Source organism: Stenotrophomonas sp. C9D9, assembly GCF_056491205.1.
Genome location: NZ_JBSZIF010000006.1, coordinates 279,019 through 297,250 on the forward strand (window position 1 = coordinate 279,019; position 18,232 = coordinate 297,250).

14 protein-coding genes and 1 pseudogene are annotated in these 18,232 nt (G+C 68.3%); 7 read left to right on the forward strand and 8 right to left on the reverse strand.

Annotated elements, in window-relative coordinates:
• Positions 1–97: 97 nt before the first annotated feature.
• Positions 98–394 carry a hypothetical protein gene (locus ACXI0D_RS16780; protein ID WP_014037553.1) on the reverse strand — a complete coding sequence of 99 codons (297 nt, stop codon included), beginning with the start codon at positions 392–394 and terminating at the stop codon, positions 98–100.
• Between the two features lie 171 nt (positions 395–565).
• Here ACXI0D_RS16780 and ACXI0D_RS16785 point away from each other — a divergent pair, with 171 nt between their 5' ends.
• Together ACXI0D_RS16785 and ACXI0D_RS16790 are read left to right on the forward strand one after the other, a co-directional pair.
• Entirely contained in the window at positions 566–1,225 is a 660-nt protein-coding gene (locus tag ACXI0D_RS16785; protein WP_479642826.1) for a decarboxylase, read from the forward strand.
• A 68-nt stretch (positions 1,226–1,293) separates the two neighbouring features.
• A complete protein-coding gene (locus tag ACXI0D_RS16790; protein ID WP_479642827.1) occupies positions 1,294–2,073 on the forward strand; it encodes a CDP-diacylglycerol diphosphatase in 780 nt (259 codons plus the stop codon).
• Here the strand turns inward: ACXI0D_RS16790 and ACXI0D_RS16795 are convergent.
• Positions 2,070–2,669, reverse strand: coding sequence for a GNAT family N-acetyltransferase (locus tag ACXI0D_RS16795; protein WP_479642828.1), 600 nt, complete (start codon positions 2,667–2,669; stop codon positions 2,070–2,072). The two genes, ACXI0D_RS16790 and ACXI0D_RS16795, sit on opposite strands and share 4 nt — an antisense overlap.
• A gap of 216 nt (positions 2,670–2,885) precedes the next feature.
• Here ACXI0D_RS16795 and ACXI0D_RS16800 point away from each other — a divergent pair.
• Positions 2,886–5,613: pseudogene (locus ACXI0D_RS16800) on the forward strand (TonB-dependent receptor plug domain-containing protein).
• Positions 5,614–5,693: 80 nt separating this feature from the next.
• Here the strand turns inward: ACXI0D_RS16800 and ACXI0D_RS16805 are convergent.
• On the reverse strand, positions 5,694–6,335 hold the full coding sequence (locus ACXI0D_RS16805) for a hypothetical protein (protein ID WP_014037548.1): 642 nt from the start codon (positions 6,333–6,335) through the stop codon (positions 5,694–5,696).
• 185 nt (positions 6,336–6,520) lie between these two features.
• Between ACXI0D_RS16805 and ACXI0D_RS16810 the strand changes: the two genes are divergently transcribed.
• A complete protein-coding gene (locus ACXI0D_RS16810) occupies positions 6,521–7,681 on the forward strand; it encodes an amidohydrolase family protein (RefSeq protein ID WP_049443376.1) in 1,161 nt (386 codons plus the stop codon).
• Positions 7,682–7,796: 115 nt separating this feature from the next.
• On the opposite strand, the gene ACXI0D_RS16815 is transcribed toward ACXI0D_RS16810, so the two are convergent.
• Both ACXI0D_RS16815 and ACXI0D_RS16820 read right to left on the reverse strand, forming a co-directional pair.
• Positions 7,797–8,234, reverse strand: coding sequence for a DUF3806 domain-containing protein (locus tag ACXI0D_RS16815; protein WP_014037546.1), 438 nt, complete (start codon positions 8,232–8,234; stop codon positions 7,797–7,799).
• 137 nt (positions 8,235–8,371) lie between these two features.
• Entirely contained in the window at positions 8,372–9,253 is an 882-nt protein-coding gene (locus tag ACXI0D_RS16820) for a LysR substrate-binding domain-containing protein (RefSeq protein WP_014037545.1), read from the reverse strand.
• Positions 9,254–9,375: 122 nt separating this feature from the next.
• On the opposite strand from ACXI0D_RS16820, the gene ACXI0D_RS16825 reads away from it, so the two are divergent.
• Both ACXI0D_RS16825 and ACXI0D_RS16830 read left to right on the forward strand, forming a co-directional pair.
• Entirely contained in the window at positions 9,376–10,077 is a 702-nt protein-coding gene (locus ACXI0D_RS16825; protein WP_049443350.1) for an ankyrin repeat domain-containing protein, read from the forward strand.
• Positions 10,078–10,128: 51 nt separating this feature from the next.
• Complete coding sequence (locus tag ACXI0D_RS16830) at positions 10,129–11,586, forward strand: amidohydrolase family protein (protein ID WP_049443377.1); 1,458 nt, start codon at positions 10,129–10,131, stop codon at positions 11,584–11,586.
• A gap of 93 nt (positions 11,587–11,679) precedes the next feature.
• On the opposite strand, the gene ACXI0D_RS16835 is transcribed toward ACXI0D_RS16830, so the two are convergent.
• Entirely contained in the window at positions 11,680–12,609 is a 930-nt protein-coding gene (locus ACXI0D_RS16835; protein WP_479642829.1) for a LysR family transcriptional regulator, read from the reverse strand.
• A gap of 94 nt (positions 12,610–12,703) precedes the next feature.
• Between ACXI0D_RS16835 and ACXI0D_RS16840 the strand changes: the two genes are divergently transcribed.
• Entirely contained in the window at positions 12,704–13,897 is a 1,194-nt protein-coding gene (locus tag ACXI0D_RS16840) for an MFS transporter (protein WP_049443352.1), read from the forward strand.
• A 612-nt stretch (positions 13,898–14,509) separates the two neighbouring features.
• Here the strand turns inward: ACXI0D_RS16840 and ACXI0D_RS16845 are convergent.
• Positions 14,510–15,163 (reverse strand): response regulator, encoded by a 654-nt coding sequence (locus tag ACXI0D_RS16845; protein WP_049443353.1) that lies wholly within the window; start codon positions 15,161–15,163, stop codon positions 14,510–14,512.
• Positions 15,156–18,185, reverse strand: a complete 3,030-nt coding sequence (locus tag ACXI0D_RS16850) for a sensor histidine kinase (protein ID WP_479642830.1) — start codon at positions 18,183–18,185, stop codon at positions 15,156–15,158. Before ACXI0D_RS16850 ends, ACXI0D_RS16845 begins: the two co-directional genes overlap by 8 nt.
• Between the last annotated feature and the right edge of the window lie 47 nt (positions 18,186–18,232).

Sequence of the window (18,232 nt, forward strand, 5' to 3'; positions counted from 1 at the left end):
ACCTTGTAGAGCCGAGCCTACGCTCGGCTGGTCTTCGGATGCGCCGCGCGAAAAGCCAGTCGAGCATGGCTCGACGCTACAAAAACCGTGGCCGCGCTTATTCGCAGCGGGTGGCGGTGATGATGTTGTCCTTGTCCACGTACACGCGCAGGCGGTCGTGGCGGATGTCCTTGGTGGTGATGGTGTTGGGGCCGATCGGGTTGACCAGGCCGGCACCGCTCTCGCTGGACAGGCGGCGGATGTTGGGTTCATTGGCCGGCTGGCCGATCGCCCAGCCGAGCTGGCTGGCGTCGCAGTGGCCGGTGCCCTTGACCTGCGGGCCCGGGGTGCTGACACAGGCCGACAGCAGCAGGGCAGAGGCCGGCAGCAACAGGGACAGACGGAATGCAGACATGCGAGCGCTCCTGCGCAGGGGAAGATGGCGGGAACGATAGCACCCGGCGCGCGAAAGGCGTCAGCGTCCCGGTCATTGCCGGCACAGCATGGTCATTGCATAGTGGGAGGGATGACTGGCAGCACGCCAGCAGGCAGGCCGGGCCATTCCGGTGCAGGTGCTGGATACGGTATGACGGCAGGCAGTTTCCGCGACAAGCGCAGGGCGATGATGGTACTTGCAGTGTCGGTGCTGGGCGTGGCATTTGCCGCCACCGCGGCCGAGCCAGTGCCGGCCGCAGCCGCGGAAGCGCCGGTGTTCGGTGCCTGGCGCAACCTGCAGACCGAGGCCGGCTACGCGCCGGCCCAGCGCAATCTGGCCTTCGCGATGCTGCCGCAGGCCGCGACCCGTGGCGATCGATTCGCCGTTGTGGACCGTGAGGGCAAGCGCGCGGTGTGCTGCCTGCAGGTGGCCAGCCCGTCGCTGGGCGTGGCCGCGATGCGCGAGCAGTACCACCTGCCGCAGGCCTGGGTGACCGACCTGAGCAATGGCCGCAGTCCGGCGCGTCCTTACCTGCCGCATGTCTATGCGATGCAGCGGGTAGACGAACTGGCCGACTATGGCTTCGCCGATGTTCCGGGGGCCTACAGCGACCTGGGAGGGCTGCTGATTCCCGAAGGTGCCGCCCTGGAGGCTGATGGCAGCGCCGTGCGCCTGGGCGATGACCGTTACCCCCTGCATTTCCAGCGCCAGCCGCATGCCGATGACGATGGCGCGCTGGACCGCTACACCCTGCAGGTGGGCGAGGGCGTGGCGCCGATCGTGGTTGAAGTGCCGTTCGGCACCTACTGATTGCAGCACTGTACTGGCTAGAATGCAGCGCGGCGCCGTCTGCCGTGCCTGTTCCGTGAGTCGCCGCCGTGTCCCTGCGCCCCCTGCTGCTGTCGCCCCTGCTGCTGTTGTCCGCCTGTGCGAGCGCGCCGCCTCCGCCGCCGGCCCATTCCGATGCGCTGTGGCGCCTGATCGAGCGTGACTGCCAGTCGGCGGAAGGCCCGCGTGGCAGCTGCCTGCGGGTGGAGACCGCGGCCGACCGCCGCGACGTGCTGGTCAAGGATGCGCACGGTGACTACCAGTTCCTGCTGATGCCGCTGGACAAGGTCAGTGGCATCGAGAGCCACGGCCTGTACCAGCGTGGGGCACCCAACTATTTTGCGGCCGCCTGGCAGGCGCGCGGTCGTACCGAACAGGCCCTGGGCCAGCCGTTGCCGCGCAGCGTGGCCAGCCTGGCGCTGAATTCCCCGCACGGCCGCTCGCAGCACCAGCTGCATATCCATGTCGACTGCCTGCGCGCGGATGTGCTGCAGGCCCTGGATGCACATGCCGGTGCGCTCGGTCCGCGCTGGTCACCGTTGCCGGTGCCGCTGCGCGGGCATCAGTACCAGGCCTATCTGCTGCCCGGTGCGGAACTGACCGCCAATCCGCTCAACCTGCTGGCCTATGGCCTGAGCGGCGTGGGCGATGTGGGCCAGTGGAGCCTGGTGGTGGCCGGACGCGATGACGTGCAGGGCGGCCCCGGCTTCATCCTGCTGGCCACCCGCGTGGATGCCGCCAGCGGCAACGATGCCAGCGGCGAGGAACTGCAGGACCATGCCTGCACGGTCTTGACCGGTGCCGGTGCGGCACTGGAGCGGGTGCGCTAGCCGACCCGCTGCTGGCAGCTGCGCCAGGCCGGCGCGGTCAGCGCCAGCAGCTGGCGGTCATGCCATCCCTCCGCATCCAGATGGTGGTCGCGCAGGATGCCTTCGCGGGTGAAGCCGTGCATCTGCAGTGCTTTGGCGAACGGAGTGGTGCAGCTCGGCGGCAGCAGCACGTAGATGCGGTGCAGGCCGACATCGTCGAACAGGAAGGGACACAACGCCTGCAGGGCAGCCTGCGGGTGGACATGCTGGTGCTGCAGTGACCGCAGCTCGGCACAGCGCGAATGCAGGGACTGCAGGCGGATGTGCAACTGGTCCAGCAGGGCGCCCTGGGTATCGTCGAATACACCGAGCACCAGCTGGTCGTTGTCCTCCTGCAGGCGCGAGCGATGAATGCTGGCGAGGAAACGCGCCTCCTCATCGACGCCGGGGGGATGCCGCTGGCCGCGTTGGCGGCGATCGTCGAAGGCGCGCCAGCGCGGCAGGTCGGTGCGCTGGAACGAGCGGAGGGTGACCGGCGCGGCCTGCAGTTGCAGCAGGTGGCGGCGCAGGACTGGTCGCAACGGGGTGAGGTGGGTGTCGTGGGTACGGATGATCATCCCGGCACGATGGAAGCGCCGGCCGCGCCAGGCCATGCAATTCATTGCAAAAGTGCGGCCATGCTCTGGACCCGTCTGATTCGGTTCAGGCATAAGCCCATCAGGGCTGGTCATTTCCGTTGAAACCACCCATTCAGGACACTTTCGTTACGGGATCGTTATGTGCCGCACAGGCCACGGCTCCCCGTACCACCCGCCCACTCCCCCAGGAAGCCCATGTCCGCCTCCCACAAGGCGTTGCGCCCGCGTCCGCTGGTGCTCGCACTGTCGTCCCTGATGCTGGTCTCGCTGCCGGCCTTCGCGCAGGAAAGCGCACCCACCACACTGCAGGAAGTGAAGGTCACCGGCTCGCGCATTCCACGTGCCAGTGTCGAGGGGCCCTCGCCGGTGACGGTGATCAGCCGTGAGCAGATCGACGCGCAGGGCTACCGCAACGCCTTCGACGCGCTGAGTGCGCTGACCGAGAACACCGGCAACGTGCAGGGCGAGGACTTCGGCAATACGTTCACGCCGGCCGCCAACACCATCAACCTGCGTGGCCTGGGCCCGAACCGCACGCTGGTGCTGGTCAACGGCCGCCGCCAGGCCGACTACCCGCTGGCCTACGAAGGCTCGGTGAACGTGGTCAACCTGGCCAATATTCCCAGCGCCCTGATCGAGCGCATCGAAGTGCTGGCCGCCGGTGCGTCAGCGGTCTATGGCTCCGACGCCATTGCCGGTGTGGTCAACATCATCCTCAAGGACCGCTTCGAGGGCGTGGACGTGAACGTGCGCGCCGGTGGCACCCAGCAGGGCGGCGGTGACAACCAGCGCGTGCAGGTGGTCGGCGGCACGTCCGGCGAACGCTGGGACGGCCTGTTTGGTTTCGAGTTCGATGTGCGCAAGGCGATCCACGCGCGCCAGCGCGACTTCATGGATTCGCTGGACGATGACCCGGCCGGCAAGGCACCGCAGGCAACGGCGATCGCTTATCGGCGCAACGCGGCCACCGGTCGCAACATCGATCCGGGCGTCACTGGCTGCGACGCAGCGTCGGGCATCTATGGCGGCAGCGTGTTCCGCGCCAACAACCCGCGCCTGGGCGCGTACTGCGGCAGCAACGAGGCGGCCGCCAGCTACTGGACCGTGCAGACCGAGAAGCGCAACCTCAATGGCTACGGCCTGCTGACCTTCCATCTGGACGAGCACACCGACCTGTTCGCCGACCTGGCGGTGGGCAGCGCACGCATCAGCAACAACACCCGCGCCCCGACCTGGACGTCGTCGCGCAACTACTTCTACAACCAGAACACCGGCAACCTGGAGAGCTGGTACCGCCGGTTCGCGCCGGAAGAGATCGGGGGCCTGCCGCGCAACGCCAACCGGTTCCTGGAGAACTCGTGGTCGTTCAACGTCGGCGCGCGCGGCCAACTGGGCGACAGCGGTTGGGACTACGAGGCGGTCTACAGCCGTTCGCGCTACGAGAACCGCACCCGCCGCCCGGTGCTGCTGGCCGGCATCAACGAGTACCTGCTCGGCCCGCAACGGGGCGTGCGCAACGGCGTGGAGGTCTATGCGCCGGATCCGTCGCGCCTGTTCCAGCCACTGACGCCGGAGGAATACGGCCGCCTGTCCGGCTACCAGGAAAGCCGCAACGCGGCGTGGCTGCAGACCTTCAGCGCCAGCGTCAACGGTCGCCTGTTCGCGCTGCCGGGCGGCGATGCTGCGCTGGCAGCGGTGGTCGAGGCCGGCAGCCAGGGCTACCGCAACCGCCCGGACCCGCGCCTGGGCACCGGCGAGTTCTGGAACACAAGCGCCGGTATCGGTGCCGGCGGTGATCGTGACCGCTATGCGGCCGGCGTGGAGCTGCAGTTGCCGTTGTTGAAATCGCTGACCACCACGCTGGCCGGCCGCTACGACCAGTACCGCGCAGGCGGCGAGCACATCGGCAAGGCGACGTGGAGCTTCGGCGTCGAGTTCCGCCCGATCGAGAGCCTGTTGATCCGTGGCTCGGCTGCGACCAGCTTCCGGGCGCCGGACATGAACTACGTGTTCGCCACCGAGACCCGCGGCTACAACCCGGGCATGACCGACTACTGGCGCTGCCGCACCGCAGGCCAGTCGTATGACAACTGCGACTACAACGGCCTGTCGGATCGACTACAGCAACCGTGCCAACGCGCAGCTGCAGCCGGAAACCGCCAAGTCCTATGGTTTCGGCGTGGTCTGGTCGCCGCTGTCCGGACTGGATTTCACTGCCGACTACTACGACATCCGCATCGACAACGAGGTGACCAGCCTCGATACCAGCCGCATCCTGCGCGACGAGGCCGATTGCCGCCTGGGCCGCACGCTGGGTGGCGAAACGCGCGATATCGGCTCGCCGTTGTGCCAGGACGCGCTGTCGCGGGTGATCCGCAATCCGTCCAACGCCACGGTGCAGCCGGACCAGGTAACCCGCGTGCTGATCAACCCGATCAACGCGGCCTCCGAGTCGGTGCGCGGCCTGGACCTGAAGGGCAACTGGCGCTTCGATGCCGGCCGCTACGGCCGCTTCACCACGCGCCTGGCCTACACCGTGGTGCTGGAGCATAAGTACCGGCAGTTCTCCGATGACCCGGAGCGTGACATCCGCAACTCGCTGGATGACTACCAGTGGCGCAGCAAGGCCAACGGCAGCATCACCTGGAACCAGGGTGACTGGACCACCACGCTGTATGGCAACCGCTTCGGTTCGCTGCCGAAGACCGATGGCAGTGGCCGCATCGCGCCGTACATGACCTACAACGCCAGCGTGTTCCGCCAGTTCGGCGAGAACCTGTCGGTGGGTGTGATCGTCAACAACCTGCGTGACAGCCGCCCGCCGGCGGACAGGAACGGAGGCGGCTGGCCGTTCTATCCGGTCGGCAACTACGATCCGTATGGCCGCCAGTACTGGCTGCAGCTGGACTACCGGTTCCGCTGATCCGGTTGGCAAACAGAAGGCCCGGCAATGCCGGGCCTTCTGCTGTGTCGATATCCGCTGCGATGGCGCGCGCTGGTCGCCTAGGGCAGCGCCTGCTGCAGGTACGACTCGATGACGTAGCTGAAGGGCTGCTGCTGGCGGTCGCGCAGCAGGGCGCGCACTTCCAGGATCACGCCGTGGTCGCCTTCACCGCGCGGTGGCCAGAACGTCTGGTCGGCCAATGTCTGGCGCTGGAAGCCGAGCGGGCCGACCACGCGGCCGAAGGGTTCGTCGCTGCTGTCCAGCACCTGGTTCATGGCCGGGCTGAGATGGCCGGGCAGGTACCAGTTGTCGGCCTCGGAGAGCACGCGGCTGCCACAGACCAGCTGCACGCGGCGATAGCGCAGCTCGGTGCCGGGTTTCGCGCCCAGTGCCTGCAGCACGTCGGCCGGTGCCGTCTTGTCCTGGCCGTGCACGCGCACCGCGCGCACCCGTGCCTGTTCGGCCAGGCCGTGCTCGGCGCACCAGTGTTCCAGGGTGGCGGTCGCGCTCTGCCCGGACAGCACGCGCTGGTGCAGGCGCTCGACCAACGCCGCCGGGGCGATGCGCTGTTGGCCAGGCGGCGCCTGCAGCGGCGCGGTGGCGGCCGCATCAGTGGCGGACAGGCTGGCGATCGGGGCAGCAGCCAGCAGGGACGCGGCCTGCCAGCGGCGGAGGCGATCGTGGCGGTCGGACGGGCCCATGCGGCATCACAACGGAAACAGGCGCCCATGTTACCCGTTCAGGGGTGTGCACGGCGTGGCTGCGACCGGTTGTCGCAGGGGGAATCATCGTTTTGATGAATGTGTGGCATCCAGATATTTCGTTGGCCGATGGCGGTGCCGGCGCGCAGGATGGCGGCCATGACTTGGCTTTCCGGGAGTTTCCGATGACGCTTCAGTTCGTCCATGGCGCGGTTGATCGCGACGGCGCGCCGCTGCATTTCCATATCCGTGAGGGGCGCATCCACGGCCTCAATGGCGCTGCGGTGCCGGCCGAAGGGGCGGAAAGCGTCGACTTGCAGGGCTATGCCGTCCTCCCGGGCCTGGTTGACGGCCACATTCATCTGGACAAGAGCTTTGTCGGCGACCGCTGGCATCCGCACCAGCCGGTGAACAGCCTGCGCGAGCGGCTGGCGGTGGAAAAGGCCGCCGTGGCGGCCGCCGCGCCGATGGCGGACCGCGCCGAGGCCTTGATCCGCCAATGCAGTGGCTTCGGCACCGTGGCGATGCGCTGTCACGTCGATATCGACGGCAGCACTGGCCTGCGCCACCTCGAGGCCGTACGCGAGGCGGCGCTGCGCTGCGCCGACATCATGCGCATCCAGCTGGTGGCGTTCCCGCAGGCCGGGGTGATGTCCTGCCCGGGCACCGCCGCCGTACTGGAGCAGGCGCTTTCCGCGGGCGTGGAAGTGCTCGGTGGCATCGACCCGACCACGCTCGATGGTGATGCCGAAGGCCAACTGGCGCTGCTGTTCGGTCTGGCAGAACGTTATGGCGTGCAGCTGGACATCCATCTGCACGAGCCCGGTGAGACCGGCCTGGCCCAGCTGCTGCGCATCGCCGCGCGGACGCGGGCCGCCGGGCTGCAGGGGCGCGTTGCGGTCAGCCATGCCTATGCGCTGGGTGAAGTGCCGCTGGCACGCGCGCTGCAGGTGGCCGAGGCGCTGGCGACGGCGGGCGTGGCGATCATGAGCAATGCCCCGGGCGACCATCCGTTCCCGCCGCTGCGCGCACTGCATGATGCCGGCGTGCGCGTGTTCGCCGGCAACGACAACATCCGCGACTGCTGGTGGCCGTACGGCAACGGCGACCTGCTGCAGCGGGCGATGCTGCTGGGCTACCGCTCGGGCTTCTACACCGATGCCGATCTGATGCTGGCGCTGGACATGGTCACCACCCATGCCGCGCAGGTGATCGGGCTGCCGCAGCACGGCATTGCCGAAGGCCGGCCGGCGACGTTCGTGGCGGTGCGTGGCGACCACGGTCCGGCGGCCGTGGCTGCAGTGCCGGTGGAACGACGCGTGGTAGTTGATGGCCGTTGGCTGTAGATCCACGCTGTGCGTGGATGACTGTGGCCGCGCGGTGGTTCCATCCATGCATGGCGTGGATCCACCCATCACGCCACGCCAGTTCCGGTTGCGCCGAGCCATGCTCGGCGGCTTCTCAGGCGTAATCGTCGGCGCGGGTAGCGACGAACTCTTCCAGCCACGCCAGCAGATGGGCGATGTCGATGACCTCACCCTGTTCGACGCGCTTGAGCAGCAGTGTGCTGGCGCCGATCTGCAGGCTGCTGTCGGCGTAGCGCAGCACCGCGTCGATGCCCCAGGCATCGGTGACCTGCATCCAGGCCAGGCCGGGCACGCGTTGGGCCAGGGTATCGCCGAACGCCACGCCCAGTGCTTCCCAGCCGTCGCAGTCGTCACGATCAATCAGCTCAGCATCGACCACGCGCTGCAGCGTGGTGGCCGCCAGTGGCCATTGCACCGGCAGCGTCGGGAAGCCGGCGGCCACGCGCGCGGCGATCAGCGAGCGCTGGTGCTGCAGGTGCGTCTGCAGGGCGGCGGGCAGGGGGTCGAAGCGGGCGGGGGTTTCGTCGGACATCACAAAGCGCCGTGGAGCACGGAAACAGCGCGCACTATAGGGGGCGACGCGTGATTTCCGTGCGACAGGCGTGATCAGATGTCGATGATCAATGCGCGGATTTCATCCGTATGTGGCGTGGATCTGCAGTGCAGTGCTCAATCCGGTTCGCGCTGTACCTGCCGCCACAGCTCGCTGGCCAGCGCACGCACCGCATCATCGGCATCGGCGCGATGCAGCAGGCCGATCTCGTAGTTGTCGATCACCGGCAGGTCGCGCTCACCATCGATGATGCGGTGATCGCGGGCAACCGCACGGCGCGGCAGCAGGCTGATGCCGATGCCGTCGGCGACCGCCCCCTGGATGCCGCTGAGCGAGGAACTGGTGAAGGCAATGCGCCAACGCAGGCCCAGCGCCTCCACGGCGTGGATCATCTCGTCGCGGTACAGCCCGCGGGGTGGGAACGTGACCAGTGGCAGCGGGTCCTGCAGCAGGCAACTGCTGCGCAGGCTGTCGATCCAGTGCATCGGCTCGCGGCGGCAGTGCACCGCCTGGCGGCTGTTGCGCCGCTGCTTGACCAGCACGAGATCCAGTTCGCCGTGGTCGAAGCCGTGCGCCAGGTCGCGGCTGAGGCCGCTGCTGATTTCCAGTTTCACCTGTGGGTGGCGGCGGCTGAAAGCGGCCAGCATGCGTGTGGTCTGCGCGTTGACGAAGTCCTCGGGGACACCGATGCGCACCGCGGTTTCCACGGTGGCGCCCGCCAGCGCCTGTGCCATTTCCTCGTTCAGGTCGAGCATGCGCCGCGCGTAGCCGAGCAGGGTGTGGCCGGCGTCGGTGGGGTGCACATCGCGGTGCCCGCGCTCGAGCAGGCGATGCCCGGCCAGTTCTTCCAGCCGGCGCACCTTCTGGCTGACCGTGGACTGGGTCGAATGCAGGCGCGTGGCCGCCGTGGTGAAGCTGCCGCAGTCGGCCACCATCACCAGCGCCCGCAGCAGGTCCAGTTCGAACAGGGTTCTATTCGATTTGGCACTGTCTTGCATTTGAACATTTCACTTCTGGATACCGAGGCCGACTTCTACCATGCAGGACAGGGGCCGGCAATGCCCGGCTGTTGCTACCGTCGCCCGGCGTTCCGAGGCGACGGACAGGAGGAAACACCGTCATGCGCTTCCATTGTTCCCCCGCCTGGCCTGCGCAGTTCACGCGCGTGCTGTTGCTGTGCCTGCTGGCCATGGTGACCCCTGCCTGCACGGCCACGTCCAGGGCTGACGCGGATGCGCGCCTGCGGGACGCCGCCAGCCGGGGCGACGCCGATGCGGTGCGGCAGGCGATCGAAGATGGCGCCACGCTGGAGGCGCGCGATGGTCAGGGCCGCACCGCGTTGCTGCTGGCCACGCATGGCAACAAGGTGGATGCCGCGCGCGAGCTGATCGAAGCCGGTGCCGACGTCAATGCCAAGGACGCGCTGCAGGACAGCGCTTATCTGTACGCCGGCGCGCGTGGCCTGGACGAGATCCTGGCGCTGACCCTGGCGCACGGCGCCGATCTGCGCAGCACCAACCGCTATGGCGGCACCGCGCTGATTCCGGCCGCCGAACGCGGCCATGTCGCCACCGTACGTACGCTGCTGCGCGCGGGCGTGGCGGTGGATCATGTCAACCGCCTGCACTGGACCGCGCTGCTGGAAGCGATCCTGCTCGGCGATGGCGGCGCGCGCCACGTGCAGATCGTGCAGCTGCTGCTGGATGCCGGTGCCGACCCGGAGCTGGCCGATGGCGATGGCGTAACGCCGTTGGCCCATGCGCGCCAGCGCGGCTATACCGGAATTGAAACCCTGCTGCGCCAGCACGGCGCGGTGCGCTGAACCCCAACCCCTTCCACCCGCACGCGGGTCGTGCCTACCAGGATGCCGTCCATGTTCCGTTCCCGTCCGCTGTCCCTTGCCATCCTTCTTGCGGTGGCGCCGTTGTCGGCCTCCGCCGCCGAGCGCGCCGACCTGCTGATCCGCAATGCCACCGTGGTCGATGTCGAGCACGCCAGCACGCTGGCCGGGCAGAGCGTGGTGATCCGTGGCGAGGACATCGTCGCCGTCGGTCCGGATGCACAGCTGCGCAGCCAGTGGAGCGCGGCCCGCCAGATCGATGCCAAGGGCAAATACCTGATCCCGGGCCTGTGGGACATGCATGTGCACTTCGGTGGCGGCCCGGCGCTGATCGAAGAGAACAAGGCGCTGTTGCCGCTGTACATCGCGCACGGCATCACCACGGTGCGCGATTGCTCCGGTGATCTTCCCGAACAGGTGCTGCAGTGGCGTGGCGAGATCGCCAAGGGCACGCTGTTTGGCCCGCGCCTGCTCAGCTCGGGCGCGAAGATTGAAGGCATCAAGCCGGTCTGGAAGGGCACGATCGAAGTGGGCAGCGAGGCCGACGTCGACAAGGCGATCACCCGCCTGCAGCACGACAAGGTCGATTTCGTGAAGATCACCGACAGCACGTTGAAGCCGGAACTGTTCCTGTACTCGGCCAGTGCCGCACGCAAGGCCGGATTCAAGGCCTCGGGCCACATCCCGATGGCGCTGACCGTGGAGCAGGCGGTCGATGCCGGCCTGGCCTCGATCGAGCATCTGGACTACGCATTCAAGGCCGGCAGCAAGGACGAAGCGCAGATCGCCGCCGACTTCGGTGCCGGCCGCATCGACCGCGCCGAAGCCAACCGGCGCCTCGACGCCAGCTTCGACCGCGACACTGCGATGCACGCGTACCGCGATTTCGCAAAGCGCGGCGTATTCGTGACCCCGACCCTCAACGGCGGCCGCATCCTCGACTACCTCGACCAGGATGACCACGCCAACGATCCGTACCTGGCCTACATCGGCCCGGGCCTGCGCGCGACCTACCAGTGGCGCGTCGACCGTGCCGCCAAGGCAACGCCGGCGCAGATCGAAGCGCGCCACGCGCAGTACCACCAGGTGGCGGCGGTGCTGCCGATGCTGCAGGAAGCCGGCGTGACGATCATCGCCGGCACCGATGCGGGCTTCCTCAACTCGTTCAATTTCCCGGGCATTGCCCTGCACCAGGAGCTGCAGCTGTTCGTGAAGGAAGGCCTGAGCGCTCCGCAGGCGCTGTCCGCCGCGACCCGTTCCGGCCCGGCCTGGTTCGGCCAGATGAACCGTTATGGTGGTGTCGCGCAGGGCAAGGCCGCCGATCTGGTGCTGCTGACCGCCAACCCGCTGCAGGACATTGCCGCCACCGAAAAGATCGACAGCGTGATCCTGCGTGGCAACGTGTATGACCGCGCCGCGCTGGACAAGATGCTTGCAGATACCAAGGCCAAGGTCGCGGCGTGGAATGCAGAGGCTGCGAAGGCGCAATGATGGACAGGGTCAGAGCCCTTCCCGGTGGGAAGGGATCCGACCCTGGGGCCTCGAACGGAATCCACGCATGGCGTGGATGATGCGACCGGTGGCCTAGCGCGGTGCCGGCCGCATTCCGTGCAGCTGCGGCAATGCGGCCTTCATCGCTTCGATGAAGGCGCGCAGCCGCGGCGGCTGCTGGCGCGCGGCCGGAAACACAACGTGCACCGGCAGTGCCGGCGCCTGCCAGTCCGGCAGCAACTGCACCAGCCGCCCGTGTGCGAGGTCGTCGGCCACCAGCCAGGCCGAGACCACGGCGGCGCCCAACCCAGCACGCGCAGCCTGCTGTACCACGAACAGGTTGTCGCTGAGCAGGCGCGGGCTGATCGAAAGGGTATGCGCGCGGCCCTGTGCGTCATGCAGCAGCAGGCGTTCGCGGTAGTAGGTGACCAGTGAGATCCATGGCAGTGCCTGCGCCTGTTCCGGTGTGCTGATCGCGGTGGCCTGCACCAGTGAGGGCGCTGCCACGACGATGCGCGGCACTTCGGCGAGCGGCAGTGCGACCACGCGCGGTTCGTCGACCGGTCCCACCCGCACCGCGCAGTCGATGCCTTCTGCGATGAAGTCCGGGCGACGATCTTCAAGGATCCACTCCAGGCTCAGCTGTGGGTGCTGGGCGAGGAACGCGAGCATGGTCGGCAGCAGCTGCGCCTGGCCGAAGGCGTGCGGCACGATCACCCGCAGGCGTCCGCGCAGCGTTTCCGGTTCGCCGTGCAGTTCGGCCTGCAGTGACTCCCATTCGTCGACCACGCGTTGCGCATGGCGCTGGCAGCGGAGGCCATCCTCGGTCAGCTGCAGTCCATGGGTGGAGCGCTGCAGCAGACGCAGGCCGAGCTGTCGCTCCAGGGCCTGAAGGCGACGGCTGACTGTCGGCTGGGTAGTGCCCAGCTGCACGGCCGCGGCAGACAGGCTGCCGGCGTCGACGATGCGCAGGAAGGTGCGCAGCAGATCCAGGCGATCCGCACCGGTAGCAAGGTCATTCATGCGTGCGACGTATGGAGAGTATGCAATGAAGCCTACTACAGACGTCATGCGAATACCGGCAGGATACGCCCACTTCCTCCACCGGACTCCCCCCATGTCTACCCCCTCGCTGTCCGTCGCTGCAGCACCCGCGACCGCACCCTCCACCCCGCTGGTGCTGGCGATGGCGGCCGGTGCCGGCTTCTCGGTTGCCTCGCTGTACTACAGCCAGCCGATGCTGGGCCTGATTGCCCAGGACCTCGGCGCAGGTGAGCGCGCCGCCGGCCTGGTACCGACCCTGACCCAGCTCGGCTATGCGCTGGGTATCCTGCTGCTGGCGCCCTTGGGCGACCGCTTCGACCGCCGCAACCTCATTCTGTTGAAGTCCGCATTGCTGGCGCTGGCATTGGGCGGTGCAGCGATGGCCGGGCACCTGCCGGGCCTGCTGATGGCCAGCCTGCTGGTCGGGCTGATGGCTACGCTGGCGCAGGACATCGTGCCGGCCGCTGCGGTGCTGGCGCCGGATGCACAACGCGGACAGATCGTCGGCCGGGTGATGACCGGCCTGCTGCTCGGCATCCTGCTGTCGCGCGTGGTCAGTGGCGTGGTGGCTGAGGCATGGGGTTGGCGCACGCAGTTCGTACTGGCCGCGGTATCGGTGGCGGCGATGGGTGCGGTGATGGCGCGTGCGCTGCCGCGTTTCGCACCGACCAGCACGCTGCGCTATCCGGCGTTGTTGGGTTCGTTGCTGGCGCTGTGGCGCGAGCAGCCGCAGCTGCGCCGTGCGGTGGCCAGCCAGTCGCTGCTGGCGGTGGGTTTCAGTGCGTTCTGGTCGACCCTGGCGCTGATGCTGCATGCCCGCCTGGGACTGGGTAGCGCGGCAGCGGGTGCGTTCGGTATTGCGGGTGCGGCCGGCGCGCTGGCCGCACCATTCGCCGGCCGTTTCGCCGATCGTCTGGGGTGCCATGCGGTGGCACGGCTGGCGATCGCGGTGGCGCTTTTGGGCTTCGGCCTGCTGCTGGCCGAAGCCTGGTTGCCGGCTGCTGCGCTGCTGCCGCTGCTGGTGGTGAGTGCGCTGCTGTTCGACTTCGGTTTCCAGTCGGCCCTGGTGGCGCACCAGACGCTGGTCTATGGCCTGGTGCCGCCGGCACGCAGCCGCCTCAATGCGTTGCTGTTCACGGGCATGTTCATCGGCATGGCGGCCGGTGGTGCGCTGGGCAGCCTGGCGCTGGCGCAGTGGGGGTGGCACGGCGTGGCCTGGTTGGCGGTGGTATGCGCGGGCGGCAGCCTGCTGCTGCGTTTGAAGTAAGGGGGGGCGGCAGGGCTTGTAGCCCTGCACCTGCGGTAGTGCCGCCCGCTGGCCGGCGGCAGCACAAACAGCGGGTTTCCTGTAGGTAGGCGGGGGGGGGGGGCGGTTGCGGGGGACGCCGTGAATCCGTCCATGGAGGCTCGGTCGCGCCTTGCTCGTGTGCACTGTCCTGCGCACACGGCAAGACCGGGGTTGGGCGTCCTGCCCAACCCGCCCGAGGCATGCCTCGGGCCCATGGCGCTCACGCCCCCGCAACCCGACCCACCCGCCTTCGACAGCTTCCTGCGGTGTGTTGGAACGGCTCTGACCCCAGATGTATTTCGAGATCTGACAGCTTTCATCCACGCATGGCGCGGATCTACCGTGTCGACCAAGGTCGACACCTACCAACCGCCATCGGAATCTGTCAGAGGTGGGGCGGTGTCGGAGTGCGGGGTGTCCGCGGCATGGATGCCGCGGCCAAGCCCCCAAGGATGGGTTTACGGCGTCCCCGCAGTCCGACACCGCCCCGCCATCCCACGGAATGCACGCTTCTGCTGTTGCTGTTGAGGTTGCCGGCCAGCGGCCGGCACTACCGCGGGTGCAGGGCTGCAAGCCCTGCCGAACAAGCCCCTAATCGTGACCGCTGTCGTCCAGGCTGATGATCCCGCGCCGTAGCGCCTGGGTGACTGCATGCGTGCGGTCACCCACCCCGAGCTTGTCCATCAGGCTCTTCATGTGCGCCTTCACCGTCTGCTCGGAAATCTGCATGCGCTCGCCGATGCGCTTGTTCGACAGCCCGCTGGCTACATGCCGCAGCACTTCGGTCTCGCGGGGCGACAACCGGTCCTCCACCACGTGTGCAGCGATGCTCGCAGCGACTGCCGGGGGTATCGGTGCGCGCCGGCCACCGGCCACCATGCGGATGGTATCGACCAGCTCATGGCGCAGCATGTCCTTCAGCAGGTAGGCGCTGGCGCCGGCCTGCAGCGCCCGCACCGCGCGTACGTCACCGCGGTAGGTGGTCAGCACGATGATGCGTGCACGCGGATCCATCGCGCGGATCCGCACGATGGCCTCGACGCCATCCAGGCGTGGCATCTGCAGGTCCATCAGCACGACGTCCGGTTGCAGCTGCTGGTAGCGCGCGATGGCTTCCTCGCCATCGGCGGCCTCGCCGAGCAGGCGGAGGTCGGAATGGGCGCCCAGCAGCGCCGCCAGGCCGTCGCGCAGCAGCGGATGGTCGTCGACCACCAGCACGCCGATCGGGGCAGGGGACTCAGTCATGGTGGGTTCTACTCCAGGGCCAGCGCCAACGTGATGGACGGCGGTGATACAGGCGCCGGGCAGGAACCGCCAGCGCGACTTCGGTGCCCAGGCCGGGCCGGGTCCACAGCTGCAGTTCGGCGCCGAGGCGCTGCGCACGCTCACGCATGCCCTGCAGGCCCCAATGGCCATGGCCGGCATTTTCGTCGTCGATGCCGACGCCATCGTCGCGCACGTGCAGCAGGAAACACCGCGTGCCGTAGGACAGCTCCACTTCGATGGCGTTGGCATGGGCATGACGCAACGCGTTGCGGATGGCTTCGCGTCCGATCAGGAACACTTCCTCGGCGGCATCGGCCTGCAGCGCTGGTGTTGCGCCTTCCACGGTCAGGCGCAGCGGATTGGTGCCGTGCCCGGCGTATTCGGCGTGAACATCGGCCAGCGCCGAAGCGAGGTCGCGGCCCGCGAAAGGACCGTCGCGCAGTGCGTTGACCCGCTCGCGACCCTCGGCCAGGTTGCGTTCGGCCAGCTGCATCGCCGATTCCAGCTGGCTGCGCACCATGTCCGGGGTCTGCGGCGACTGGCTGATCGCGTGCAGGCGCAGGATCAGGCCCTGGCTGCCCTGCAGCAGGGTGTCATGCAGGTCGCGGGCAATGCGTTCGCGTTCGCCATGGCGTTCCTGCAGGCGCGCGCGGAACAACGCCGCCAGCTGCCCGCTGCGGATGCGCACCGCCATCGCCAGCAGCGCGAGGATCGCGGCCGCGCACAGCAGCTTGAACCACACGGTCTGCATGAAGGTGGGCGCGATGCGGAAGCTGCGGCTGGCCGGCGCGGTGCTCCAGATGCCGTCCTCATTGGCGGCTTCCACCTCGAACCGGTAATTGCCCGGTGCGAGGTTGGTGTAATACGCGCGGGTGCTGCTGCCGGCATCCTGCCAGCCGTCGTCGACGCTGGACAGGCGATAGCGGTAGCGGTTGCGCTCCGGGCGCGCCAGCGACAGCGCCACGTAATCGATCTGCAATTGGCTGGTGCCGGCCGGAAGGCGCAGGCCATCGCGCAGTGGCTCGTGCTCACTGCCATACAGCACTTCGCCGATGCGCACGCTGGGCGCCATGGTGTTGACGTGCGAGCGGGTGGTGTCCAGCCAGGCCAGGCCCTGGTTGGTGGCCAGCCACAACAGGCCATCGTTGGCCAGTGCGGTGGTGGCGATCGGTCCGCTCTGCAGGGCGATGCCCGGCATGCCATCCACTGCATCGAACAGGCGCGGCGTCACCGGCTGCCCGCTGCGCAGGGCGCGCCGCAGCTGATCGCTCCCCAGCCGGACCAGGCCACGACTGCCATTGAGCCAGAGGTAGCCCTTTGCATCGGCGACCATGCCGGTGATGCCTTCCATGACGCCGGCCATGTCGGTGCTCACCTGGACGAACCGACCATTGCCCAGGCGCACGGCCAACCCGGCCTCGCCAGCAACCAGCAGCAGGTCCTGATGATCGAGTATCGCCGTGATCGGCCCGACCGACAGGCCGTGGTTGGCGTCGAAGGTTTCGATGCGCGTCGCCCCCATGCGGCGCAGCCGGCCGTCTGCATAGCCGAGCAGCAGCTGGCCATGGGCGTCCAGCGCCAGTGACGAGCAGGCCTGCTCGGGCAGGCGGCGTTCGCGTTGCCACTGGTCGTGCTGGTAGTGCAGCACCCCCCGTTCGCCGGTGCAGACCCAGGCCTGCTCGTCGTCGGGGAACGCCAGGGCATGCAGTGGTTGCCCGGTGAAGGGCGCAGGCAGCGGAATCTGCGTGGTGCGGCCGGCCACGGTGCGTGCAAGGTTGATCCAGTCGAACTGCCAGATCGGGGTGGGTGCCTGGCGCGCGGCGGCCTGCAGCTGCGTGGCACTGCCATCGAGCAGGGTTCGCCTGAGGTCGTAAGGCTTGAGGTCTTCGCCATAGCCATACACATGCCCATCGCTGGCCCGCACCAGTGAGCGGTAGGGATCACTGGGACCTGCCGCCAGCGTGTGCACGCTGCGCGCGCGGAAGCGGTTGAGGCCGAGATTGGTGCCGACCCAGAGATTGCCTTCGCGATCGACGATGATCGGCACGGCCGAGGTGGCGGTCAGCCCGTGTGGCGAATCGAAGCGCTCCATGCGCACGGCGCGGTCACCATCGAAGGTGACGCGGGCGACACCGCCATGCGGGCTCATCGTTGCCCACAGCGCGCCATCGGCAGTGAACTGCAGGCGCGCAGCCACCAGCTCCGGCAACCGCCGCGCCTCGCGCTCGCTGTCCGGTAGCAGGCCCTGCGCGTTGGCCAGCGGCGAAGTACCGCGCACGCGGTCGGCCAGCCACACTTCACCCTGCGGACTTTCGGCCAGCGTCGCCATCTGCGAGACGGCGATGCCGGTGTCTTCGAACGCGGTCTGGCCTGCCGCGCGCATCCAGACCTTCAGGTCGGCCAGGACCCAGAACGTGTCCCGGCTGTCGTGCAGCAGCCATTGCACGCGGTGTTCCGGCACCCCCATGCCAGTGGGCAGCGGCTGCCAGCGCTGGCCATTGAACTCGCGTAGTCCACCATTGATCGCGGCCCACAGCCGGCCGTCACGGTCCTGGCTGAAGTGCGGGACCACACCCACCGGCACGCCCTGGTCGCGGCCGTAGTTGTGCAGCTGGCCGCGCGCGAACTGGCTGATGCCGGCCTGGAAGTAGCCGATCCACAGTGCATCGTCGCGATCCAGCGCAAGGGTGACCATGTTGGTGGACGGGAAATGGCTGCCCGCGGGAGGTGCCTGGCGTTCAAAACGACGACCGTCGAAGCGGTACAGCCCCGAGCCGGTGGCCAGCCACAACAGGCCGTCCCGGTCCTGGGTGATGTCCCAGATATCGCCGGGCGCGCCCTGGCCGACGCGCCAGGCCGTGTGCTCGTAATCGGGCAACCCGCCGCTCACCGGTGGGCGCTGCACGGCAAGGGCGGGCAGGGCGGTCAACAGCAGCAGGCAGGTCAGCAGCGTCCGCAGGCGACGTTGCAACGGGAAGGGGCGGCCACGCATGGCGCGCATTCTGGCAGGTGTGGGGCAGCCCGGGGTGACCCGAACGGGGTAGGCGG